This window comes from Pseudomonas sp. NFACC42-2 (assembly GCF_900116055.1).
GTDB classification, from domain to species: Bacteria; Pseudomonadota; Gammaproteobacteria; order Pseudomonadales; family Pseudomonadaceae; genus Aquipseudomonas; species Aquipseudomonas marginalis.
This window is the reverse complement of record NZ_FOZO01000013.1, coordinates 72,545-95,965: the sequence shown is the minus strand read 5'-3', so window position 1 is coordinate 95,965 and position 23,421 is coordinate 72,545. Positions and strand designations below refer to the sequence as shown.

At 62.3% G+C, this 23,421-nt stretch carries 16 protein-coding genes; 13 read left to right on the top strand and 3 right to left on the bottom strand.

Annotation, left to right across the window (positions count from 1 at the left end; translation table 11 throughout):
• Positions 1 to 10: 10 nt before the first annotated feature.
• The 3 genes from BM416_RS21330 to aceE all read right to left on the bottom strand — a co-directional run bounded on the left by BM416_RS21330 (position 11) and on the right by aceE (position 7,314).
• Positions 11 to 2,704, bottom strand: a complete 2,694-nt coding sequence (locus tag BM416_RS21330) for a putative bifunctional diguanylate cyclase/phosphodiesterase (protein ID WP_092489366.1) — start codon at positions 2,702 to 2,704, stop codon at positions 11 to 13.
• Between the two features lie 303 nt (positions 2,705 to 3,007).
• Positions 3,008 to 4,657, bottom strand: a complete 1,650-nt coding sequence (gene aceF / locus BM416_RS21325; protein ID WP_092489365.1) for a dihydrolipoyllysine-residue acetyltransferase — start codon at positions 4,655 to 4,657, stop codon at positions 3,008 to 3,010.
• An 11-nt stretch (positions 4,658 to 4,668) separates the two neighbouring features.
• Positions 4,669 to 7,314: a pyruvate dehydrogenase (acetyl-transferring), homodimeric type gene (gene aceE, locus BM416_RS21320; RefSeq protein WP_065940828.1), complete on the bottom strand. Its 2,646-nt coding sequence runs from the start codon at positions 7,312 to 7,314 to the stop codon at positions 4,669 to 4,671.
• A gap of 383 nt (positions 7,315 to 7,697) precedes the next feature.
• Between aceE and glnE the strand changes: the two genes are divergently transcribed.
• The 13 genes from glnE to BM416_RS21255 all read left to right on the top strand — a co-directional run bounded on the left by glnE (position 7,698) and on the right by BM416_RS21255 (position 23,351).
• Entirely contained in the window at positions 7,698 to 10,664 is a 2,967-nt protein-coding gene (gene glnE / locus BM416_RS21315; protein ID WP_092489364.1) for a bifunctional [glutamate--ammonia ligase]-adenylyl-L-tyrosine phosphorylase/[glutamate--ammonia-ligase] adenylyltransferase, read from the top strand.
• A gap of 54 nt (positions 10,665 to 10,718) precedes the next feature.
• Positions 10,719 to 11,753 carry a lipopolysaccharide heptosyltransferase II gene (gene waaF, locus BM416_RS21310; RefSeq protein ID WP_092489363.1) on the top strand — a complete coding sequence of 345 codons (1,035 nt, stop codon included), beginning with the start codon at positions 10,719 to 10,721 and terminating at the stop codon, positions 11,751 to 11,753.
• A gap of 1 nt (position 11,754) precedes the next feature.
• On the top strand, positions 11,755 to 12,816 hold the full coding sequence (waaC, locus tag BM416_RS21305; protein WP_027604955.1) for a lipopolysaccharide heptosyltransferase I: 1,062 nt from the start codon (positions 11,755 to 11,757) through the stop codon (positions 12,814 to 12,816).
• Positions 12,816 to 13,940, top strand: coding sequence for a glycosyltransferase family 4 protein (locus BM416_RS21300; RefSeq protein WP_092489362.1), 1,125 nt, complete (start codon positions 12,816 to 12,818; stop codon positions 13,938 to 13,940). The genes waaC and BM416_RS21300 overlap by 1 nt, the downstream gene beginning before the upstream one ends.
• Positions 13,937 to 14,743 (top strand): lipopolysaccharide core heptose(I) kinase RfaP, encoded by an 807-nt coding sequence (rfaP, locus tag BM416_RS21295; RefSeq protein WP_092489361.1) that lies wholly within the window; start codon positions 13,937 to 13,939, stop codon positions 14,741 to 14,743. Before BM416_RS21300 ends, rfaP begins: the two co-directional genes overlap by 4 nt.
• Complete coding sequence (locus BM416_RS21290; protein WP_092489360.1) at positions 14,743 to 15,477, top strand: lipopolysaccharide kinase InaA family protein; 735 nt, start codon at positions 14,743 to 14,745, stop codon at positions 15,475 to 15,477. The genes rfaP and BM416_RS21290 overlap by 1 nt, the downstream gene beginning before the upstream one ends.
• The gene (locus BM416_RS21285; protein WP_065925666.1) at positions 15,474 to 16,226 is read left to right on the top strand and encodes a lipopolysaccharide kinase InaA family protein; all 753 of its coding nucleotides are present in this window, start codon (positions 15,474 to 15,476) and stop codon (positions 16,224 to 16,226) included. Before BM416_RS21290 ends, BM416_RS21285 begins: the two co-directional genes overlap by 4 nt.
• Positions 16,226 to 17,683 carry a lipopolysaccharide kinase InaA family protein gene (locus tag BM416_RS21280; RefSeq protein ID WP_092489359.1) on the top strand — a complete coding sequence of 486 codons (1,458 nt, stop codon included), beginning with the start codon at positions 16,226 to 16,228 and terminating at the stop codon, positions 17,681 to 17,683. Before BM416_RS21285 ends, BM416_RS21280 begins: the two co-directional genes overlap by 1 nt.
• Before the next feature lie 70 nt (positions 17,684 to 17,753).
• Positions 17,754 to 18,632, top strand: coding sequence for a DUF3800 domain-containing protein (locus BM416_RS21275; RefSeq protein WP_092489358.1), 879 nt, complete (start codon positions 17,754 to 17,756; stop codon positions 18,630 to 18,632).
• 307 nt (positions 18,633 to 18,939) lie between these two features.
• The gene (locus BM416_RS21270; protein ID WP_092489357.1) at positions 18,940 to 19,926 is read left to right on the top strand and encodes a sugar ABC transporter substrate-binding protein; all 987 of its coding nucleotides are present in this window, start codon (positions 18,940 to 18,942) and stop codon (positions 19,924 to 19,926) included.
• Positions 19,926 to 21,449, top strand: coding sequence for a sugar ABC transporter ATP-binding protein (locus tag BM416_RS21265; protein ID WP_092489356.1), 1,524 nt, complete (start codon positions 19,926 to 19,928; stop codon positions 21,447 to 21,449). The genes BM416_RS21270 and BM416_RS21265 overlap by 1 nt, the downstream gene beginning before the upstream one ends.
• Entirely contained in the window at positions 21,442 to 22,428 is a 987-nt protein-coding gene (locus BM416_RS21260) for an ABC transporter permease (protein ID WP_092489355.1), read from the top strand. Before BM416_RS21265 ends, BM416_RS21260 begins: the two co-directional genes overlap by 8 nt.
• A complete protein-coding gene (locus BM416_RS21255) occupies positions 22,425 to 23,351 on the top strand; it encodes an ABC transporter permease (protein WP_092489354.1) in 927 nt (308 codons plus the stop codon). Before BM416_RS21260 ends, BM416_RS21255 begins: the two co-directional genes overlap by 4 nt.
• The last annotated feature ends 70 nt before the right edge of the window (positions 23,352 to 23,421 follow it).

Sequence of the window (23,421 nt, the reverse complement as noted above, 5' to 3'; positions counted from 1 at the left end):
TACAGCGCTGTCAGGCGATTGGCCCGCGCGGGTAGCGTCTAAGCTTCTCGAGCAGCTCTGCACCGGGGATGGGCCGGTCGAACAGGTAGCCCTGGCCAACGTCGCAACGGTGCCGACGCAGGAACGCCAGTTGCTCGGCGGTCTCGATGCCTTCGGCCACCACCTTGAGCTTGAGGTTGTGGGCCATGGCGATCACGGCCGAGGTGATTTCCATGTCGTCCTGGTTGTCCGGGATTTCGTGGATAAAGCTGCGGTCGATCTTGATGATGTCGATGGGGAATTTTTTCAGATAACTCAGCGACGAGTAACCGGTGCCGAAGTCGTCCATGGCCAGGGTCAGGCCGAAGCTCTTCAGCTGGTCCAGTTGCAGGCGCGTGTCTTCGGTCGCTTCCAGCAGCAGGCCTTCGGTCAGCTCCAGTTCCAGCAGGTTGGCCGGCAGCTGTTCTTCCTTGAGGATCGTGGCGATCGAGGCCACCAGGTCCGGGTCGGAAAATTGCTTGGGCGACAGGTTGATCGCTACCTGCAAATTGCCCATGCCAGCGGCGCTCAGTTGCCTGCTCATGCGGCAGGCCTGGCGCGCGATCCATTTGCCGATCGGGATGATCAAACCGGTTTCTTCGGCGACGCTGATGAACTGATCGGGGCGGATCATGCCCTTTTCCGGATGGTTCCAGCGCAGCAGCGCTTCCATGCCCAGCAAGCGGCCGCTGCGCAGGCACAGCTTGGGCTGGTAGAACACGTCCAGTTCGTTCTGGGTCAGGGCACGACGCAGGTTGTTCTCCACGAACAGCTTGTAGCTGGCCTCGGCGTTCAAGGCCTCGGTGAACACCTGTACCTGGTGTTTGCCGTTGGCCTTGGCCTTGTGCAGGGCCAGGCCGGCGTTGCGCATCAGGGTCTGCGGGTCGCGGCCGTGCAGCGGCGCGCAGGCCAGGCCCACGGAGCCGGTGACGCTGATCAGTTGGTTGTCGACGAACATCGGTTTGTCGAGGGTCGCCAGCAACTGGCTGGCCACCTGTTGGCCGCTCTCCAGGTCAGTGTCGTCCAGCAGCACCGCGAATTCGTTACTGGCAAAACGCGCCAGGCTGCCGCCGGCACTCAGGCTGTTGCGCAGGCGGCGGGCCAGGCTGATCAGCAGCTTGTCGCCGGTCTGGTGGCCGAGGCTGTCGTTGATGCGCTTGAAGTTGTCGATGTCCACCAGCAACAGGCTGATCGGGCTGTCGCTGTCGCGGGCAAAACGCTCATCCAGGTTGCGGATAAATGCCGGACGGTTGCCCAGGTTGGTCAGATTATCGGTGTAGGCCAGGCGTTCGATGCGCTGCTGGGCCAGCTTGTTCTGGGTGATATCTTCGTAGATGCCGATGTAGTGGGTCAGCTCACGGTTGTCGCCATACACCTTGGAAATCGACAGCTGGCCCCAGTAGGGTTCGAGGTTTTTGCGTCGGCTCTTGAACTCGCCCTGCCAGCTGTTGCTCTTGGCCAGGCTCGACGGTGCGTCGAACAGCAGCTCGCTGAGGTTTTCCAGGGCCGGCAGTTGGGCCAGGCGGTGGCCGTGGACTTCTTCGGCGCTGTATTGGGTAATCGCGGTAAAGCTTGGGTTGACGTATTCCACCACACCGTCGCAATTGACCAGCAGAAAGGCATTGGCGCTTTGCTCCACGGCACGCTGGAACAAGTGCAGGGCGCTGGTGGCGGTACGCCGGTTGTGGTTGTTGATCACTTGCGCGAATTGGTCGGCCAGTTCGCCGGCAAAGGCAATCTCATCGGCCTGCCAGGCACGCGGGCTGCCTCCCTGTTCCAGGCACAGCACACCGACCACCTGGCCATCGACGCGGATGCTCGCATCGAGCATGGCGTGGATATCCTTGGCGCGCAGGTTCTCGGCCATTTCCCGGGTGCGCGGGTCGCGCATCGCGTTGGTCGCGTCGATTGCCCGGCTGGTGTGCAGCGCTTCCAGGTAATCCGGAAAGCAACTGGCGTCGATGGGCTCAGGCAGGTGGTGCTGCTGGTCATCGCGGTGGTAGGCCGAGATCGGTACCAGGCGCTGGCCTTCGAGGTTCCAGATGCTGGCGCAGTCGATCTGGTAGATGTCACAGGCGCTGCGGGTGATCAGCTCTGCGGCTTCCTGCAGCGAGTTGTTGGCGGTGTAGCGCTGGCGGGCCAGCAACAGGATCAGCTCCTGCTGGGCGCGCACCCGCTCCAGGTGCTGCAGTTGTTCCTGCTGGGCGCGCTGGTTGAGCTCCAGGGCGATCTGCAGGCGGCTGTTCTGGCTTTCCAGGTCCTCCGTCGGGGCGGGCAGGGATGTTTCGTTGAACAGGCCGTCGACCACCATCAGGTAGCCGCGCAGCAGGTGGCGATTGTGTTGTTTGTAGGCTTCGCCCATTTCCAGCAGGCTCAGGGGGCCATCATTGGTGTGCAGGGTGTAGCGCACAAGGTAGTGAGGGCTGTCGCTCAGTTGCTGTTGGATGGTGTCGTGCAGTTGATAGCGCGCCTGAGGCTCCATCAGGCTGGCGAAGGGGGTGCCGAGCAGCGCGCACAGCTCGACCGCCGACAGGCCGAATTGGCGTTCGCAGTTAGGGTCGAGGTACAGAAGGGCCCAGCTTGCCTCATTAAGCCGCTCGAAACGCAGCATACCGAGGCGCGAAGGCACCGGTAACTGCGTCACTACCTCGGCCGCCATACGGGCGACATCGGGTTGGCTTTTCATGGGGGGGAACTCACTTCAAATAACGCGCACGGCGCCGGGCTCACGCCCTCTTTACTGTTGCCTGCGGCAAGGTTGCATCATGCGGCGCGGGCTGACAAGAGAGGATGAAGGCTAAGTGCTATAAGGGGGGTATCGGCCGGGCGGAGGAATTCTTCAGTCAGGATGACAGAAGGTGTACAACCCTGTTCTGTCTGTAGAGAAAAGCAAAAAAAGCCCCGCCAAATTGACGGGGTTGAGGTACGAGCGTGGCGCTCGGAAATCGGTGCAACCAGGCCTCCCCGATGAAAGGGAGGCCGCTGTGGCTTACAGCAGGATGGTGCGGATGTCGTTCAGCAACTGGCTCAGACGCTGGGTGAAGCGTGCAGCGGCCGCGCCGTTGATCACACGGTGATCGTAGGACAACGACAGTGGCAGCATCAGCTTCGGCTGGAACGCTTTACCGTCCCAGACTGGCTGGATGGTGGCCTTGGAAACACCCAGGATCGCCACTTCCGGCGCGTTGACGATTGGCGTGAAGCCCGTACCGCCAATGTGACCGAGGCTGGAGATGGTGAAGCAGGCGCCTTGCATGTCGTCTGCGGTGAGCTTCTTGTCACGGGCCTTGGCCGCCAGTGCGGCAGCCTCGGCGGCAAGCTGCAGCAGGCTCTTCTGGTCGACGTTCTTGATGACCGGTACCAGCAGGCCATCCGGCGTGTCGACGGCAAAACCAATGTGCACGTACTTCTTGCGAATGATCGCCTTGCCGCTTGGCGCCAGCGAACTGTTGAAGTCCGGCAGCTCCTTGAGCAGGTGCGCACAGGCCTTGAGCAGCAGCGGCAGCACGGTCAGTTTCACGCCGGCCTTCTCGGCCACGGCTTTCTGCGCAACGCGGAAAGCTTCCAGGTCGGTAATGTCGGCCTGGTCGAACTGGGTCACGTGCGGAATGTTCAGCCAGCTGCGGTGCAGGCTCGACGCGCCGATTTGCATCAGGCGGGTCATCGGCACTTCTTCGGTCTCGCCGAAGCGGCTGAAGTCCACCACTGGGATCGGTGGAATGCCCGCGCCGCCAGTAGCAGTGCCGGCAGCCGGAGCTTCCTTGGCTTTCTGCATCATGGCTTTGACGTAGACCTGCACGTCTTCCTTCAGTACGCGACCGTGGGGGCCGGTGGCCGACACGGCGTTCAGCTCGACGCCGAATTCACGCGCCAGTTGGCGAACCGCCGGGCCTGCGTGAACCTTGGCACCGCTTGGCGCCGGTGCTGCAGCCGCAGGGGCCGGTGCGGCCTCGGCTTTTGCAGCCGGTGCCGGGGCGGCAGGGGCGGGAGCGGCTTCAGCCTTGGCCGCCGGAGCAGCAGCCGGTGCTGGAGCAGCGGCAGGCGCAGCGCCTTGTACTTTCAGCTTGAGGATGAAGTCGCCCGTGCCGACTTCGTCTTCCAGCTTGACCGCGATGCTTTCCACAACGCCGGCAGCCGGCGATGGGATTTCCATGGAGGCCTTGTCGGACTCCAGGGTGATCAGCGACTGGTCGGCTTCGACGGTGTCGCCGACCTTGACCAGCAGCTCGATGATCTTGGCCTTGCCCGACGAGCCGATGTCCGGAACATGAATGTCCTGGACGGTGGCTTCGGCCGGAGCAGCAGCCGGGGCTGCAGGAGCCTCGGCAGCAGCGGCAGGTTTTTCCGCGGCAGGTGCCGGAGCAGCAGCGGCAGCAGGAGCCGACGCAGGGGCCGCATCAGCGGCACCTTCGATTTCCAGTTCCAGCAGTTCGTCGCCTTCTTTCAGGCGGTCGCCCAGCTTCACTTTCAGGCTCTTGACCACGCCGGCCTTGGGAGCAGGGATTTCCATGCTCGCCTTGTCCGATTCCAGGGTCAGGATGCTCTGGTCGGCTTCGACGGTGTCGCCGACCTTCACAAACAGCTCGATTACTTCACCTTCACCGCTGCCGATGTCAGGTACGCGAATGAGTTCGCTCACAAAAAATCTCCTCAGCAGTCCAGTGGGTTGCGTTTTTCCGGGTTGATCCCGAACTTGACGATAGCGTCAGCTACCACCTTGGGTTCGATCTCACCGCGGTCAGCCAAGGCTTCCAGGGCTGCCAACACCACGAAGTGACGGTCGACTTCGAAGAAGTGACGCAGCTTCTTGCGGCTGTCACTGCGACCGAAACCGTCGGTGCCCAGGACTTTGAATTCCTTGGACGGGACCCACTGGCGAATTTGTTCAGCAAACAGTTTCATGTAGTCGGTGGAGGCAATGACTGGACCTTTACGGCCGGCCAGGCACTCTTCGACATAGCTCTGCGCAGGCTTCTGGCCCGGGTGCAGGCGGTTGTTGCGCTCTACGGCCAGGCCGTCGCGACGCAGTTCGTTGAAGCTGGTAACGCTCCATACGTCGGCGCCGACGTTGAACTCTTCACGCAGGATCTTCGCCGCTTCACGGACTTCACGCAGGATGGTGCCGGAGCCCATCAGCTGCACGTGGTGCGCCGCTTCCTTGGTGTCTTCCTCGAGCAGGTACATGCCCTTGATGATGCCTTCTTCCACGCCGGCCGGCATGGCTGGCTGCTGGTAGGACTCGTTCATCACGGTGATGTAGTAGAAAACGTCCTGCTGCTCTTCGGTCATCTTCTTCATGCCGTCCTGGATGATCACCGCCAGCTCATAGCCGTAGGTTGGATCAAAGGTGCGGCAGTTCGGGATGGTGGCAGCCAGGATGTGGCTGTGACCGTCTTCGTGTTGCAGGCCTTCGCCGTTCAGTGTGGTACGGCCGGCGGTACCGCCGATCAGGAAACCACGGGTACGGCTGTCGCCCGCTGCCCAAGCCAGGTCGCCGATACGCTGGAAACCGAACATCGAGTAGAAGATGTAGAACGGCAGCATCGGCTGGTTGTGGCTGGAGTACGAAGTACCGGCAGCGATGAAGGAGCTCATGGCGCCCGCTTCGTTGATGCCTTCTTCGAGGATCTGGCCCTTCTTGTCTTCCTTGTAGAACATCACCTGGTCTTTATCGACTGGCTCGTAGAGCTGGCCGACGGAGGAGTAGATGCCCAACTGGCGGAACATGCCTTCCATACCGAAGGTACGGGCTTCGTCCGGGATGATCGGCACGATACGCGAGCCGATTTCCTTGTCCTTGACCAGCTGCGCGAGGATCCGCACGAAGGCCATGGTGGTGGAGATTTCACGGTCGCCCGAGCCGTCCAGGATTGCCTTGAGGGTATCCAGCGGTGGTGTCGGGATGTTGAAGCTCTTGGCGCGGCGCTGTGGCACGAAACCGCCCAGTGCGGTACGACGCTCGCTCAGGTAGCGGGCTTCGGCGCTGTTCGCCTCCGGCTTGAAGAACGGCAGGTTCTCCAGCTCTTCGTCCTTGACCGGGATGTCGAAGCGGTCGCGGAACAGCTTCAGGCTTTCAACATCAACCTTCTTGGTGTTGTGCGCAGTGTTTTTCGCTTCGCCGGCACCGGTGCCATAACCCTTGATGGTCTTGGCCAGGATGACGGTCGGTTGTTCTTTGTGGTTGACCGCTTCGTGGTACGCCGCATAGACCTTGTACGGGTCGTGGCCGCCACGGTTGAGTTTCCAGATCTCGTCGTCGGACAGGTCGGCAACCATCGCCTTGAGTTCAGGCGTGTTGAAGAAGTGTTCACGCACGAACGCGCCGTCTTTGGCCTTGTAGTTCTGGTACTCGCCGTCGATGACTTCGTCCATGCGACGTTGCAGGATACCGTCGACGTCCTTGGCCAGCAGTGGGTCCCAGAAACGGCCCCAGATGACCTTGGTCACGTTCCACTGGGCACCGCGGAACACGCCTTCGAGTTCCTGGATGATCTTGCCGTTGCCGCGAACCGGGCCGTCGAGGCGCTGCAGGTTGCAGTTGATGACGAAGATCAGGTTGTCCAGCTTCTCGCGGCCGGCCAGGGAGATGGCACCCAGGGATTCCGGCTCGTCGCACTCGCCGTCGCCCAGGAAGCACCAGACTTTCTGCTTGCCTTCCGGGATGAATCCGCGGGCTTCCAGGTACTTCATGAAGCGTGCCTGGTAGATCGCCTGGATCGGGCCCAGGCCCATGGATACCGTCGGGAACTGCCAGAAATCAGGCATCAGCCAAGGGTGCGGGTAGGACGACAGGCCCTGACCGTCGACTTCCTGGCGGAAGTTGTTCATTTGCTCTTCGCTGATGCGGCCTTCCATGAAGGCACGGGCGTAGACGCCTGGCGAGGTGTGGCCCTGGAAGTAGATCAGGTCGCCGCCGTGTTCTTCGGTCGGGGCCTGGAAGAAGTAGTTGAAGCCGATGTCATACAGGGTTGCGCTGGAAGCGAAGCTGGAGATGTGACCGCCCAGGTCAGAATCTTTCAAGTTCGTGCGCATTACCATCGCCATGGCGTTCCAACGTACCAGCGAGCGAATGCGGCGTTCCATGAACAGGTCGCCAGGCATGCGTGCTTCGTGGGTAACGGGGATGGTGTTGCGGTATGGCGTGGTGATGGCGTAGGGCAGTTGCGAGCCGCTGCGGGTCGCGAGTTCGCCCATACGGGTCATCAGGTAGTGAGCACGGTCTTCGCCTTCTTTGTCGAGAACCGATTCCAGGGCGTCCAGCCATTCCTGGGTTTCGACGGGATCGAGGTCTTGCATGGCTTGCTCCAGGGCGGAAAGGCTACCAGAATCGGTTGCCTGAAGTTTGCGACTGGCCTTGTGGGCAGACGACATAAATTCTTGGATGGCCGAAGGTTGCTTCGGCGTCCTGTAGTTTTACTACAAATCGTCGGCCATTTCAGCCTTTCGAATGTATATACGAGTAGTAAAACTACACAAGACCGAGCGGATTGCTCGGTCTGGCTGGTGAGCATAATCGTTATTGTTGATCTTTTGCGAACAAGAAAAGGTAGAGGTTTAATGTTACCTGCCAAAAATTACATATTTTCAGCTATTTATCACCTTTGTTCGACAGTCCTTCATCGAGCGCGGTGCTTGCCTTCACAGCAGCAGGCCATTTACACGCCGACCAAGGATAGACCATGAGCCTTCCAACGCTGGCCGAACTGCCGGCCATTCTGTTGCCAAAGGCCCAGCGGGCCGAGCAGTCATTTCGTGACGCCGTGGCCGCGCAGTCATTTCGTGACGCCGTGGCCGCGCTGGACGACGATCATGGCCTTTCTGCGTGGACGCCGCAACGGTGGGCCGACTTCGCCCGTGTGTGTGCCGCCAGTGATTTTGTCATTGAACAGAGTGTTCGTGACCCTTTGATGTTGCTCGAGCTGGCCGCCTGGGGCGAGCTGGACCGCGGCTTTGCGCCGGGCGAGCTGTGCGGGCAGATTGCCGGTGCGGTGCAACAGGCCGAAACAGAAGATGAGCTGGGCCGCGTACTGCGTCGCCAGCGTACGCGCCAGCAAGTGCGCATCATCTGGCGCGACCTGACCCGTCAGGCCGACCTGGTGCAAACCTGTCGCGACCTCTCCGACATGGCCGACGCCAGCATCGACCAGGCCTACCAATGGCTGTACCAGCGCCACTGCGTGCAGTTCGGCACGCCGACCGGGCGGCGCAGCGGCGAACCGCAGCATATGGTCATCCTCGGCATGGGCAAGCTCGGTGCGGTGGAGCTGAACCTGTCGTCGGATATCGACCTGATCTTCGCCTACCCCGAGGGCGGCGAAACCGTCGGTGTAAAGCGCTCCCTGGATAACCAGGAGTTCTTTATTCGCCTTGGTCAAAAATTGATCAAGGCCCTCGACCCGATGACCGTCGACGGCTTTGTGTTCCGTGTCGACATGCGCCTGCGTCCCTACGGTTCGGCCGGTGCCCTGGTGCTCAGCTTCAACGCGCTGGAGCAGTACTACCAGGACCAGGGTCGCGACTGGGAACGCTACGCCATGATCAAGGCGCGGGTGGTTGCCGGTGACCAGGTGGCCGGTGCGCAGCTGCTCGATATGCTGCGGCCGTTCGTGTACCGCCGTTACCTGGACTTTTCCGCCATCGAGGCGCTGCGCACCATGAAGCAGCTGATCCAGCAGGAAGTCCGACGCAAAGGCATGGCCGACAATATCAAGCTGGGCTCGGGCGGCATCCGCGAAGTGGAATTTATCGCCCAGGCGTTCCAGCTGATCCATGGCGGCCGCGACCTCAGCCTGCAGCAGCGGCCGCTGCTCAAGGTGCTCGGCACCCTGGAAGGCCAGGGCTACCTGCCGCCGGCGGTGATTGCCGAGTTGCGCAATGGCTATGAATTCCTGCGTTACACCGAGCATGCGATCCAGGCGATTGCCGACCGCCAGACCCAAATGCTGCCGGACAGCCCTGAAGACCAGGCGCGCATTGCCTTTATGCTCGGGTTTGCCGACTGGGCGGCGTTCCACGAGCGCCTGATGTATTGGCGTGGCCGTGTGGACTGGCACTTCCGCCAGGTGATTGCGGATCCTGATGAAGAAGAAGGCGCGGAAAGCGAGTTGGTCGTGGGCGGGGAATGGCTGCCGCTGTGGGAAGAGTCCCAGGATGAAGAGGCCGCTTGCCGTCAATTGGCTGAAGGCGGCTTCACCGACGCCACCAAGGCCCTTAAAGCCTTGGCCAGCCTGCGCAACAGCCCGCAACTGCGGGCCATGCAGCGCCTGGGGCGTGAACGCCTGGATGCCTTTATCCCGCGCTTGCTGGCCCAGGCCGTCGAGCACGCCAACCCGGACCTGGTGCTGGAGCGTGTACTGCCGCTGGTGGAGGCCGTCGCCCGGCGTTCCGCCTATCTGGTGCTGCTGACGGAAAACCCCGACGCCCTGCGCCGCCTGCTGACCCTGTGCGCCGCCAGCCCGTGGATCGCCGAGCAGATCACGCGCTTCCCGCTGCTGCTGGATGAGTTGCTCAACGAAGGCCGCCTGTTCAAGCCACCGCTGGCGCCGGAACTCGCCGCCGAGTTGCGCGAGCGCCTTACGCGCATCCCCGAGGATGACCTTGAACAGCAGATGGAAGCCCTGCGGCACTTCAAGTTGGCCCACCGCCTGCGCGTGGCCGCCTCGGAAATCGCCGGCAGCCTGCCGTTGATGAAAGTCAGCGACTACCTGACCTGGCTCGCCGAAGCCATCCTCGAACAAGTGCTGGCCCTGGCCTGGCGCCAGACGGTGGCCCGCCACGGCTCACCGCAGCGCTTGGATGGTACCTTGTGCGATCCTGGGTTCATCATTGTCGGTTATGGGAAAGTCGGCGGCATCGAACTGGGGCATGGTTCGGACCTGGACTTGGTGTTTATCCACGATGGCGACCCACAGGCCGAGACCGACGGCGCCAAGCCGATCGACGGCGCGCAGTTCTTCACGCGCCTGGGCCAGCGGATCATTCATCTTCTGACCACCCAGACCAACTCCGGCCAGTTGTATGAAGTCGACATGCGCCTGCGACCATCCGGCGCATCCGGGTTGCTGGTCAGTTCCCTCGGGGCGTTTGACCGCTATCAACAAAATGAAGCATGGACCTGGGAGCATCAGGCCCTGATCCGCGCGCGGGTGCTGGTGGGCAGCCAGGATGTGGGCCAGGCATTCGAGCAGGTACGGGCTAAAGTGCTGGGGCGTGAGCGCGACTTGGCGAAGTTGCGCCAGGAGGTCAGTGAGATGCGCGCCAAGATGCGCGACAACCTGGGCACCAAGGCCACGACGGCCGGCACCGGCGCCAATGCCTTCGACGCCACGGTGCTGTTCGACCTCAAGCAGGACGCCGGAGGTATCGTCGATATTGAATTTATGGTGCAATACGCGGCTTTGGCGTGGTCTGCGCAACATCCATCGTTGCTGCGCTATACCGACAATATCCGCATTCTGGAAGGCCTGGAGCAGGTGGGTTTGATGCCCGCCGCCGATGCCCATCTGCTGCGCGAGGTGTATAAGGCCTACCGTTCCGCCGCGCATCGCCAGGCCTTGCAGAACGAGGCCGGTACGGTACCCGGTGATCAGTTCGCTGACGAACGGCGCCAGGTGATGCGAATCTGGCAGGCGCTGGGGTTGGGTTGAAACACTATTAGGGCGGGGAGGCATAAGCCTCCCCGCATCGTTTGTGGAAACTACATGAATATTCTGATCGTTGGGCCCAGTTGGGTCGGTGACATGGTGATGGCGCAGACTCTGTTCCAGAGCCTGCGTATGCGCTACCCGGACTGCCAGATCGATGTGCTTGCCCCCGAGTGGAGCCGGCCGATCCTTGAGCGCATGCCCGAAGTGCGCAAGGCCTTGAGCTTTCCGCTCGGCCACGGTGCCCTGGAATTGGCGACACGCCGTCGCATCGGCAAATCCCTGGCGGGCCAGTACGACCAGGCGATCCTGTTGCCCAACTCGCTGAAGTCGGCGTTGGTGCCGTATTTTGCCGGCATCCCCAAGCGCACCGGCTGGCGCGGTGAGTTCCGCTACGTCCTGCTCAACGACGTGCGCACCCTGGACAAGGCGCGTTACCCGCTGATGATCGAACGCTTCATGGCCCTGGCCTATGCGCCGGGCGCCGAGCTGCCCAAGCCATACCCGCGCCCCAGCCTGCAGATCGACCCGGTGACCCGCGATGCGGCACTGGCCAAGTTCGGCCTGGCCCTGGATCGCCCGGTATTGGCCCTGTGCCCCGGTGCGGAGTTTGGCGAGTCCAAGCGCTGGCCGTCGGACCACTACGCCAAAGTTGCCGAGATGAAGATTCGCGAAGGCTGGCAGGTGTGGTTGTTCGGTTCGAAAAACGATCACTCGGTGGGTGAAGACATTCGCCAGCGCCTGATCCCGGGCCTGCGCGAAGAGGCCGTCAACCTCAGTGGCGACACGTCCCTGGCCGAGGCCATCGACTTGCTGTCCTGTGCGGACGCCGTGGTGTCCAACGACTCCGGCCTGATGCATGTGGCCGCTGCGCTGAACCGCCCGTTGGTGGCGGTGTACGGCTCCACCTCGCCGGGCTTCACCCCGCCGTTGGCCGACCAGGTCGAAGTGGTGCGCCTGGGGCTGGATTGCAGCCCATGTTTTGATCGCACCTGCCGTTTCGGCCATTACAACTGCCTGCGCCAATTGCTGCCGCAGCCGGTAACCGATGCCTTGCAGCGGTTGCAGGGCGACGTGGTCGAGGTTCACTGAGTTGCGGGTACTGGTAATCAAGACCTCATCCCTGGGCGACGTGATCCACGCCTTGCCGGCACTGACTGACGCGGCACGGGCGATCCCCGGCATTCGCTTCGACTGGGTGGTGGAAGAAGGCTTTGCTGAAATCCCCACCTGGCACCCGGCGGTGGACAAGGTGATCCCGGTGGCGATCCGCCGCTGGCGCAAGAACCTCTGGCAAACCTTCAAGAGCGGCGAGTGGCGGCGCTTCAAGCAGCAAGTCCAGTCGACCAAGTACGATCTGGTGATCGATGCCCAGGGCCTGTTCAAAAGCGCCTGGCTGACCCGCTACGTGCGGGCTCCGGTGGCCGGATTCGACAAACACTCGGCCCGTGAGCCGATTGCGGCGCGCTTCTACTCGCGGCGCCTGGCCGTGGCCCGTGGGCAGCATGCGGTGGAGCGTTTGCGCCAACTGTTCGCCGTGGCCCTCGGCTATGACTTGCCCAAAGGCCTGGGCGACTACGGCCTCAGCACCGAAAAACTGCTCGGCCTGCCGCCGAAAAAGCCCTTCGTCCTGCTGCTGCACGGTACCACCTGGGACACCAAGCATTGGCCCGAAGCCTACTGGCGCGAGTTGGCTGAACGTATGGGCCGCCTGGGCGTGGACGTGAAGTTGCCCTGGGGCAACGCCGCCGAAAAGGCCCGGGCGGAGCGCCTGGCCCAAGGCCTGAACAACGCCGAAGTGCTGCCCAAGCTGAACCTGGCCGGCGTGGCCCGGGTATTGGCCGGCGCCCGCGCCTGTGTGGCGGTGGACACCGGACTCGGGCATTTGGCGGCGGCATTGGATGTGCCGACCATTTCCCTGTTCGGCCCCACCAACCCCGGCCTGACCGGCGCCTATGGCAAGGGCCAGATTCACCTGGCCAGCGACTTTGCCTGTGCGCCGTGCCTGCAAAAACAATGTACCTATCAACCGACCGCCGACGACCTGCGTCGGTTCGACATCAAGCGCGAGTCGCCCCTGTGTTTCACGCGCCTGAACCCTGAGCGTGTGGCAACCCGGCTGAGCACGTTGTTACTGGCTGAGGAGCTGCACTGATGCAACTGGCTTTTGTTCTGTACAAATATTTCCCCTTCGGCGGCCTGCAGCGCGACTTCATGCGCATCGCCCTGGAGTGCCAGCGGCGCGGCCATCAGATTCGTGTCTACACGCTGATCTGGGAGGGCGACATCCCGCCCGGCTTCGAAGTGCTGGTGGCGCCGGTCAAGGCGTTCTTCAACCATCGGCGCAACGAGAAGCTCAGCGCCTGGATGGAGGCCGACCTGGCCAAGCGCCCGGTGGACCGCCTGATCGGCTTCAACAAGATGCCCGGCCTGGACGTGTACTACGCCGCCGACGGCTGCTTTGAAGACAAGGCACAAAACCTGCGTCATTCGCTGTACCGCAGTTTTGGCCGCTATCGCCACTTTGCCGAGTACGAGCGCGCGGTGTTTGCCAAGGACGCCAAGACCGAAGTCTTGATGATTTCCGAAGTGCAGCAGCCGCTGTTCATCAAGCATTACGATACGCCGCTGGAGCGCTTCCACCTGCTGCCACCAGGCATTGCCCAGGACCGCCGCGCGCCGCCGAATGCGGCCGAGATTCGTGAAGGCTTCCGCAAGGAATTCAACCTGGGCGCTGACGACCTGCTGCTGGTGCAGATCGGTTCCGGCTTCAAGACCAAGGGCGTCGACCGCAGCCTCAAGGCCGTGGCGGCGTTGCCCGCTGAGCTGAAAAAACGCACGCGCCTGTTTGTAATCGGCCAGGACGACCCCAAGGTATTCCAACTGCAAAGCGCCACCCTCGGGCTGGGCGATAACGTGCAGTTCCTCAAGGGGCGCAGCGATATTCCGCGCTTCCTGCTGGGCGCCGACCTGTTGATCCACCCGGCGTACAACGAAAACACCGGCACCGTGTTGCTCGAAGCCCTGGTGGCCGGGTTGCCGGTGCTGGTCTCGGCGGTGTGTGGTTATGCCCATTACATCGCCGAAGCCGACAGCGGCCTGGTGCTGGACGAGCCGTTTGAGCAGGCTCAGTTGAACCAGTACCTGGCGCAGATGTTGACCGATTCTGCACAGCGCGCGGCCTGGGGCCGCAATGGGTTGGCCTTCGCTGAGACGGCCGACCTCTACAGCATGCCGCAGCACGCTGCGGATGTGATTCTGGCGGAGCCAAAACGATGAAGTTGATTCTTGCCGAACCGTTCAAGACGTTATGGGCCGGGCGTGATGCCTTCGCCGAAGTCGAGAAACTGCAAGGCCAGGTATTCCGTGAACTGGCGGCGCGTCGCACGCTGCGCACCGAGGTGGATGGCCGCCCGTATTTCGTCAAAATCCACCGTGGCATCGGCTGGGCGGAAATCTTCAAGAACCTGATCACCGCCAAGCTGCCGGTGCTCGGTGCCGGCCTGGAATGGGATGCCATTCACCGCTTGCAGGCGATCGGCGTGCCGACCATGACCGGCGTGGCCTTCGGCGAAAAAGGCAGCAACCCGGCGGACCAGCACTCGTTCATCATCACCGAAGAGCTGGCGCCGACCATCAGCCTTGAAGACCTGACCGTCAACTGGGTCGCCGAACCGCCCGCACCCGCACTGCGCCATGCGCTCACGGCCGAACTGGCGCGCATGGTCGGCGACATGCACCGGGGCGGCGTGAATCACCGCGACTGCTACCTGTGCCACTTCCTGCTGGACACGTCCAAGCCGATCGACGCACGCAACATCAAGCTCTCGGTGATCGACCTGCACCGGGCGCAAATGCGCGCCCATCTGCCGCTGCGCTGGCGCGACAAGGACCTCTCCGCGCTGTATTACTCGGCGTTGGACATCGGCCTGACCCGGCGCGATAAATTGCGCTTCCTCAAGGGCTACTTCCGCCAGCCGCTGCGTCAGATCCTGGCCGAGCAATCGGCGTCCCTGAGCCTGATGCAGCGCAAGGCCGACAAGCTCTACGCGCGCAAGCAACGTTATGGGGATGCGATCTGATGGCGGGTTGGAACCTGGAGCCTGCCTACGCCGCCCTGGTGGATGATTTTGGAAGCCTCGAAGCGGTATTTGCCCTGCAAGGCGAGCGGCTGACCCGCGACCCGCTGTCGGAAGTGATCCGGGTGGAGCGTGGTGGGGTCAACTACTACGTCAAGCGCTATACCGGTGCCGGCAAGGGCCTGCGGCGTTACCTGGGCAAGCCGCGGGTCAAGTCCGAATGGCAGAACCTCAAGCGCTTCGCCAAGTGGGGCATTCCCACCGCCGATGTGGTCGCCTGGGGCCTTGAGCGCAGCGGCCTGGCCTATGATCGTGGCGCAATGATCACCCGCGAGTTGCCGAGGACCGAAGACCTCTCGGTCCTGGCCGAACGTAAGGATGCGCGCCTGCGCGACCCCAAGTGGGTCAACGCGGTCAGCCGCCAGCTCGCCGAATACACGCGCACCATGCACGATCATCGCTTTACCCATAACGACTTGAAGTGGCGCAACCTGCTGATCGACGATCAGGCCACCCTGTACCTGATCGATTGCCCCAACGGCGATTTCTGGCGCGGTTTCTGGCTCAAGTACCGCATCACCAAGGACCTGGCCTGCCTGGACAAGGTGGCCAAGTATCACTTGTCGGCCACTCAGCGCCTGCGCTTCTACATGCAGTACCGTGGGTGTCGGCACCTGAGTGAGTCGGACAAACGGCGGATTCGCCACGTAGTGAAGTTTTTCGAGGGACGTGAATGAGTGATTTCCTGGCGGCTGAAGATCGTGCCCTGCTGGAGCGCCACGGCCTTGCGACCTTCGACGCCCTGTGGGCCCGGCAACTGGACGCGGTGGACGAGCCGAACACCAGCCGTGGCGGCTGGAGCAGCGTGTTTCGCCTGGAGCTCGACGGCCACGGCTATTACCTCAAGCGCCAGAGCAACTACCTCACGCGCAGCTTGCACCGGCCCTTGGGCGAGCCGAGTTTTTCCCGCGAGTTCCGCAACATCAGCCGTTACCGCAAGCTCGGGATCCCGGCGCTGCAGGCGGCGTTCTACGGCGAGCGCAAAGTCGCCGGTGAGCACCGCGCGATGCTGCTGACCCGTGCCCTGGACGGTTGGAATGACCTGGATTCATTGCTGGAACAATGGGCGCAACTCAGCGATGCCCAGCACTGCGCGATCCTGCTGGCCTGCGGTCAACTGGCGCGCCGGTTGCACAGCGTCGGCCAGGTGCACGGCTGTTTCTACCCCAAGCATATTTTCCTGCAGGCTACTGGTGACGGCTACGCCGCGCAGTTGATCGACCTGGAGAAAACCCGCCCGCTGCTGTTCGGCTGGCGTGACCGGGTCAAGGACCTGGAACCTTTGTTGCGCCGTGCGCCACAGTGGTCCGACGCCCAGGTGCGTCAACTGCTGGCGGCTTACCTCGATCAGCCGGAAGGCAGCGCACTCGTCACCACCTGGCTGCAACGCCTGACGAAGCGGCGTAGCCACAAGGAGAACCGCTGATGCGCCTGTCCGAGTTGAAAAACGCCGGCCGCACGCCGAGCCTGCCCCTCACTGTCGACCTGGCGGATGCCGCCGGCCCGGGGCAACTGCAACTGTTGAGCCTGTTGCGGGTGTTGCCGGGCGAGCGTTACGTGGGCGCGGCGGTATGGCGCGGGCGTCCGGTGCTGGCCAAGTTATTGGTGGGCGGCAAGGCCGCGCGGCATTTCCAGCGTGAACTCAGCGGCGTACGCCTGCTGGCCGAGCAAGGCCTGACCACCCCGCTGTTGCTCGCCGATGGCTTGCAGGACGGCGAGGGCGGCTGGCTGCTGTTCGAGTTTATCGAAGGTGCCGAGAGCCTGGCCGATGCCTGGCACGCCGTTGAAGCGCTACCGCCACTGGCCGACGAGCAAACCGCCGTGCTGGCCGAGGCGCTGGGTGCGATCGGGCAGATGCATGCCAAGGGCCTGTGGCAGGAAGACCTGCACCTGGACAACCTGCTGCGTCAGGACGGCAAGCTGTACCTGATCGATGGCGCCGGTATTCGCGTCGAAGAGGCCGGCAAGCCACTGTCGCGTAACCGCGTGCTGGAAAACCTCGGGGTGTTTTTTGCCCAGTTGCCGAAAAACCTCGAGCCGTTTACCGAAGAACTGCTGGTGTACTACCTACTGGGCAACGGCGAGCACGCCTTGCCCCTCGAAGCCCTGGAAAAACAGGTGCGCAAGGTCAGCGCCTGGCGCCTGAAGGACTTGTTGAACAAGGTGGGCCGCGACTGCACGCTGTTCAGCGTGGTGCGTGGCGCCTTTGCCTTGCGCGCGATCCGTCGCGAGGAAGAGCCCGCGATGCTGCCGGTGCTGGCGCAGGCGGATGCGTTGCTCGACCAGGGCCACCTGTACAAGACCGGTGGTGCGGCCAGTGTGGCCAAGGTCGAAGTGGACGGCCGGCCGCTGGTGATCAAGCGCTACAACATCAAGGGCTTCGCCCATTGGCTCAAGCGCTTCTGGCGCCCGAGCCGCGCCTGGCATTCCTGGCGCGAAGGCAACCGCCTGGCCTTCCTTGGCATCGCCACGCCCAAGCCATTGGCCGTCCTGGAAAAGCGCTTTTTCTGGCTGCGCAGCCGCGCTTACCTGGTCACCGAATACCTGCCGGGCCCGGACATCATCGAGCGTTTCGCGCCCTATATCGAACAGGGTGACGCGCCGGAAAACGAACTGCTGGCGCTGGACCAGTTGTTCGCCGAGCTGATTCGCGAGCGCATCAGCCATGGCGACTTCAAGGGCCATAACCTGTTCTGGGATAAGGATCGCTGGTCGCTGATCGACCTCGACGCGATGTGCCAACACAGCTCTGCCGCCAGCTTCGCCCCGGCGTATGCCAGGGACCGTGCGCGGTTTATGCGGAACTGGCCTGAGAGTAGTGCGTTGTATCAACTGATTGATCAGCGTTTGCCGAAAGGGGTCCAGACTGGTGGCCCTCTGTAGCAGAGCTTGAGGGCAATATGAACGTAGAGGGGCGACCCAGAAGAACCTAAAACCTAGGATTAAATATCCCATGGCAGATGAAAAACTAACCTCTCCGCAGTTTCTGCTCTTTGAAAGTGAGAGTGAGGCGGAGCGTGTTGCAGAAGTTGTGGCAGCGAAACCGCCAAAAGGGGAGTTCAGCGACTTCATCGTCTATGTGGATGAAAGTGGCGATCACGGGATGCAGACACTTGATGTCAACTACCCCATGTTTGTTTTAGCTTTCTGTGTTTTCCATAAGAGGCACTATTGCGAAAAGGTCATCCCTGCCCTTCAAAAGTTCAAGTTCAATCATATGGGGCATGACCTTGTTGGCTTGCATGAGCTGGAAATCCGTAAGGAAAAAGGGGCGTTCTCCAGTATGTTTGTCTCTCGCCAACACAAGCATGTTTTCCTGGAGGAGCTGACCAGCATCATTGAGTCGAGCAATTTCGTCTTGATCAGTTGTGTGATTGATAAAGCTACGCTTAGAGAGCAGCAAGGCCCAATACACAACCCCTACCATCTGGCTTTGGGCTTCTGTCTCGAAACCCTTCACGAATTTCTACATGAGAAAAATCAGCAAGGCGCACTGACGCATGTGATTTTCGAGCGTCGAGGTCGTAAAGAGGATAACGAGCTTGAGTTGGAGTTTCGTCGGATATGCGATGGAGCCAATCGTCCAGGTATCCGCCTCCCATTTGACATCGTGTTTGCCACGAAGCAGGTCAACTCTACGGGGTTGCAGCTTGCGGATCTTGTTGCGCGCCCCATCGGCATGAGCGTTTTACGACCGGGCCAGGAAAATCGTGCCTTTGACGTGCTCAAACGCAAGTTTTATTGCAGTGGAGGGCGGAGCAAGGTGGGAGAGGGCTTTGAAAATTGGGGGCTGAAAATTTTCCCTACTGCTGAAAGCGAAAAGCCCCGGTGAGACTCACCGAGGCTATAACGCCGACCGGGATCCCCCAGTCCATTTGCGGCAAATTCTATGTCCGCGATTTTAGAGTGTCAACGCGCAGCACCTGAGTAACCGACGGCCGTGGTTGTGCGAGTCTACTGACGCGTTCAATAGTAAGAACTGTTGCCTGAGCAACAGTTAACAGACAGTTGTTGCCCCAGAACGACAGTCTGCCTTCATGCGGAAACGTTATCCCATTGATTTTACGTAATAAAAATCCTGGCACGGGCTCTGCAACGCCTCCTGGTGAACCCTTTCACCGGTCGCAGCGGAGCCCTGTATGCCTTCCAGCCTTTCCTCGCTTTCCCGTTTGATCTGCCTTGGCGCCGCGCTGTTGCTGGGCCATGTCTTCAGTGTCCAGGCCGCCGAGGGCGATGAGGCCGTGCCGTCCCTGGCCGGCAAGCGCATTGCCGTGAGCATGACCGGCACCAGTCACTATTTCGATATCAAGGCGTTCCAGGCCCAGGTCGATGAGATCAAGCGCCTGGGCGGCACGCCGATCACCCTCGATGCCGGGCGTAACGACAAGAACCTGGTGACCCAGCTGCAAACCGTGGTCACCCAGAAACCCGACGCCGTGATCCAGACCCTCGGCACCCTCAGCGTGATCGACCCCTGGCTCAAGCGCATCAGCAAGGCCGGCATCCCGCTGTTCACCATCGATGCACCGTCCCAGTACAGCCTCAACAACACCACCTCCGACAACGTCGCCACCGGCAAGGCGTTGGCCGATCAGTTGATCAAGGACGCCGGCGGCAAAGGCAAGATCCTGGTGTTCAACGGTTTCTACGGCGTGCCGGTGTGTGCGATCCGTTATGACCAGTTGAAGCTGGCGCTCAAGGATTACCCCCAGCTGGAAATCATCCAGCCGGAGCTTCGCGACGTGATCCCCAACACCGTGCAGGATGCTTATTCCCAAGTCTCGGCGCTGCTCAACAAGTACCCGGCGGGCAGCGTCTCGGCGATCTGGTCGGCGTGGGACATTCCGCAGTTGGGCGCGAGCAAGGCGCTGATCGATGCCGGGCGCACCGAGATCAAGACTTACGGCGTCGACGGTACGCCGGAAGTGCTGGCGCTGCTCGGCCAGGCAAATTCGCCGGTGGGGGCGGTGGTGGCGCAGCAACCGGCGTTGATCGGCAAGACCGCTGTGCAGAACGTGGCGCGCTACCTGGCCGGGCAACGAGACCTGCCCAAGGAAACCCATGTGGCCACGCTGCTGACCACCGCAGCCAACCTGGACCAGGTTCAGCAACTGCGGGGTGACTGATGCCGGCACTGCACCTGCAACACCTGCGTAAACGCTTTGGCGCCACCCTGGCGCTGGATGACGCAAGCCTTAAAGTCGAACGTGGCAGCATCCACGGCCTGGTGGGTGAGAACGGTGCGGGCAAGTCGACCCTGATCAAGATCCTGGCCGGCATCCACAAGGCGGACGCAGGGCAGGTGAGTATCGACGGCCAGTCGTATGCCGCCTTGTCGCCGCGCCAGGTGGATGCGCTGGGCGTGCAGTTCATCCATCAGGAGCGTCTGTTGCCCGCCAGTTTTACCGTGGGCGAGGCGCTGTTTTTCGGGCATGAATTGCGGCGCGGGCCCTTTGTGGATCGACGCCGGCAGCAACGTGAAGCCGAGCGCTTGCTGGCGGAATATTTTGATCTGCAATTGCCCGCCGGTGCGCTGGTGAGCGAGCTGAACAGCGCCGAACGCCAGGTGCTGCAAATCACCCGGGCGTTGATTCGCCAGCCCAAGATCCTGGTGTTCGACGAGCCCAGCGTGGCGTTGGTCAAGCGTGAAGTCGACCAGTTGCTGCGCATCGTCAAGCGCCTGCGCGACCAGGGTTTATCCATCCTGTACATCTCCCATTACCTGCAGGAAATCGACAGCCTGTGCGATGAAGTCACGGTGCTGCGCAATGGTCGGGACGTGGCGGTGGTGCAGCCCCGGCATACGTCCAGCGCCGAGATTGCGCGGCTGATGGTCAATCGCGAGGTGCAGGAGATGTACCCCAAGGCCAAGGTTGCACTGGGAGCGCCGCTGTTGCAGGTACGCGGGTTGAGCCTGGCGCGGCGCTATCGGCAGATCGATCTGGACGTGCGGCGCGGAGAGATCGTCGGCCTGACCGGGCTGGTTGGCTCGGGAGCCAAGGAGTTGTTCAAGACACTCTTCGGTGTCGAGCGCGCCGACAGCGGCAGTGTGCATCTGGACGGACGTTTGCTGCGCCTGCGTTCGCCGGGCCAGGCGATTGCCGAAGGCCTTGCGCTGGTGCCGGAAGAGCGGCGCAGCCAGGGGATTTCGCCAGTGCTTTCGGTGCTGGAAAACCTCACGCTGGCGGGGCTCGGGCGGTTCAGCCGCTGGGGCTTGTTGAGCCGCCGCAAGGAGCAGGGGGAAAGCCTGCGGCTGATCGACGAATTGGCAGTCAAGGCGCCGGGGCCCCAATCGGCCGTCAGCCAGCTCAGTGGTGGCAACCAGCAGAAGGTCGCCCTGGGAAAATGGCTGAGCCGCCGCTCGGCGGTGTACCTGTTGGATGAGCCCTGCGTGGGGGTGGATGTGGGGGCCAAGGTGGAGATCTACCGCTTGATCGGGCGCTTGGTGGAAGAGGGGGCGGCGGTGTTGGTGTTGTCGTCGGATTTGCCAGAGTTGTTGGGGATCAGTGACCGAATCCTGGTGCTGCATCGGGGTGAGATCGCCGGTGAATTCCGTGCCGGGGAGGCGGACAGCGATCAGTTGCTGGCCTGTGCGACGGGAGCCGTGGCTGCGGCGGCTTTAAGCGCTCGAGAGGTGGAACATGCTTGAAGCGGCGACGCCTGGGTTATCGCAGCGGTTATGGGTGCTGGTGCTGCGCCGTGGGTCGGTGGGGGTGTTTGTGGCGATCCTGCTGGGGTTTGCCGTGGCTGCGCCGAATTTTCTGTCGGTGGGCAATCTGGCCAATGTGTTCAGCCAGTCGGCGATCCTCGGCGTGCTGGCCTTCGGGCTCACCTGCGTGATTATCGGCGGCGGCTCGAACGTGGTGTCCGGAGGACTGGATCTGTCGCTGGCGGCCAACCTGGGCTTGTGCGCGGCGGTATTCAGCCGCCTCAATAACGCCGGCCTGGATCTCGGGTTGACGTTGCTGCTGACCCTGGGCTGCGGTTTGGCGGTCGGCTTGCTGAATGGGCTGGCCGTGGTGGTGCTGCGTTTGCCGCCGTTGCTGGCGACCCTGGCGAGCATGAATGTATTGGCGGGGCTGGAGTTGGTGTTGACGGAGAACACGGTGGTCTCCACGGACTCGCCGCTGCTGGACCTGCTCAGTGGCGGCACCTGGTTGGGCGTACCGGCCCTGGCCTGGGTGCTGCTGGTGACGGCGGGCGCGCTGACGCTGCTGATTCAGCATTCGGCCTATGGGTTGCGCCTGCATGCGGTGGGCGAATACCCCCAGGCGGCCGAAGCGGCGGGCATTGGAGTGCCCGTCTACGTGTTGTCGAGCTATCTGCTGTCCGGTCTATGTGCCGGCGTGGCTGCGCTGTGTTCGGCGGCGTTCTTCAGCGGCAGCACCACCGGCTCCGGCGACATGCTGCTGTCGGTGGTGGCGATCGCCTTTCTCGGTGTGGTGTTTTCCCGCCGGCTGGTGGCGAGCATTCCGGGGACTTTGCTGGCGGCGCTGTTGATTGGTTTTCTGATCAATGGCTTTCAACTGCTTAACCTCTCCAGCTTCTGGGTCAATGGTGTGCAGGGCGTGTTGATCCTGCTGGTCGTCGCAGCCTCCAGCGCAGTGAACCGAGGGGCGACGGCATGAACGCACGCGCAGTATTGCCGCTGACATTGCCACTGGTGTTCACCCTGATTGTCGTGGTGTTTGCGCTGCAAGCGCCGGGCTTCCTCAGTGCCGGCAACCTGCAAAGCCTGGTGCTGAACAACTTCGTGCTGCTGGCGATTGTCGCCATCGGCATGACCTACGCGGTGGCGGCCGGGGGCATCGACCTGTCGGTGGGCACGGCGCTGGACTTTGCCAGTTTCAGCTTTGTGGTGCTGCTCAATGGCGGCCATGGCTGGGCGGTGGCGGCCACCGGCGCGCTGGCGGTGGCGCTGCTGGTGGGGCTGGTCAATGCGGGCTTGATTGCCGGGCTGCGGATCAGTCCGTTCCTGGCCACCCTGGGCACCCTGTTTATCGGTACCAGCGCCCAGCAACTGCTCTCGGACGGCGGCCAGCCGATCTATATCAGCCAAGGCTTGAAGCCTGAGCTCACTGGGCTGACACCGCTGCTGGTGGTAGTGGGGCTGGCGCTGTTCTACGGCCTGGCCCTGGCGCGCGGACGCCTGGGCCGCGAGTTGCTGGCCCAGGGCACCCAGCCGCTGCTGGCGTATTACTCGGGGTTGTCGGTGCGGCGCATCGTCACCATCGTGGCCCTGGCTACCGCCCTGGCCTGTGGGGTCGCGGGCGTGTTGCTCAGCTCTACAGTCAGCGCCTATGTGCCGCTGTCCGGTAACGCGTTTTTGCTCAATGCGATTGGCGCGGTGTTTATCGGCACCACCTTGAGTCGACAGGGACGGGCGAATGTTCCGGGGACCCTGCTCGGAGTGCTGTTTATCAACGTGATCGCCAACGGGCTGCTGCTGATCGGCTGGAATTTCTACTGGCAGCAGGTGGCGACTGGAGTGCTGATCTTTATCGTGCTGAGCTTCAGTTTTGCCAGCCGGCGGATGCTGGAGCGCGTCTAGTGTTGCACCCCTAAAGCTGTACTCCATCCGACGCTTGGGGGAATGAGCAAACTCCCCTTATTGCATAAAC

Excerpts from the sequence above, each read along its gene's own strand:
- BM416_RS21280 (WP_092489359.1), top strand. The coding sequence starts at position 16,226 with ATGCGCCTGTCCGAGTTGAAAAACGCCGGCCGCACGCCGAGCCTGCCC.
- BM416_RS21265 (WP_092489356.1), top strand. The coding sequence starts at position 19,926 with ATGCCGGCACTGCACCTGCAACACCTGCGTAAACGCTTTGGCGCCACC.
- BM416_RS21275 (WP_092489358.1), top strand. The coding sequence starts at position 17,754 with ATGGCAGATGAAAAACTAACCTCTCCGCAGTTTCTGCTCTTTGAAAGT.
- aceE (WP_065940828.1), bottom strand. The coding sequence starts at position 7,314 with ATGCAAGACCTCGATCCCGTCGAAACCCAGGAATGGCTGGACGCCCTG.
- BM416_RS21255 (WP_092489354.1), top strand. The coding sequence starts at position 22,425 with ATGAACGCACGCGCAGTATTGCCGCTGACATTGCCACTGGTGTTCACC.
- BM416_RS21300 (WP_092489362.1), top strand. The coding sequence starts at position 12,816 with ATGCAACTGGCTTTTGTTCTGTACAAATATTTCCCCTTCGGCGGCCTG.
- waaF (WP_092489363.1), top strand. The coding sequence starts at position 10,719 with ATGAATATTCTGATCGTTGGGCCCAGTTGGGTCGGTGACATGGTGATG.
- glnE (WP_092489364.1), top strand. The coding sequence starts at position 7,698 with ATGAGCCTTCCAACGCTGGCCGAACTGCCGGCCATTCTGTTGCCAAAG.
- BM416_RS21260 (WP_092489355.1), top strand. The coding sequence starts at position 21,442 with ATGCTTGAAGCGGCGACGCCTGGGTTATCGCAGCGGTTATGGGTGCTG.
- rfaP (WP_092489361.1), top strand. The coding sequence starts at position 13,937 with ATGAAGTTGATTCTTGCCGAACCGTTCAAGACGTTATGGGCCGGGCGT.
- BM416_RS21330 (WP_092489366.1), bottom strand. The coding sequence starts at position 2,704 with ATGAAAAGCCAACCCGATGTCGCCCGTATGGCGGCCGAGGTAGTGACG.
- BM416_RS21285 (WP_065925666.1), top strand. The coding sequence starts at position 15,474 with ATGAGTGATTTCCTGGCGGCTGAAGATCGTGCCCTGCTGGAGCGCCAC.
- BM416_RS21290 (WP_092489360.1), top strand. The coding sequence starts at position 14,743 with ATGGCGGGTTGGAACCTGGAGCCTGCCTACGCCGCCCTGGTGGATGAT.
- BM416_RS21270 (WP_092489357.1), top strand. The coding sequence starts at position 18,940 with ATGCCTTCCAGCCTTTCCTCGCTTTCCCGTTTGATCTGCCTTGGCGCC.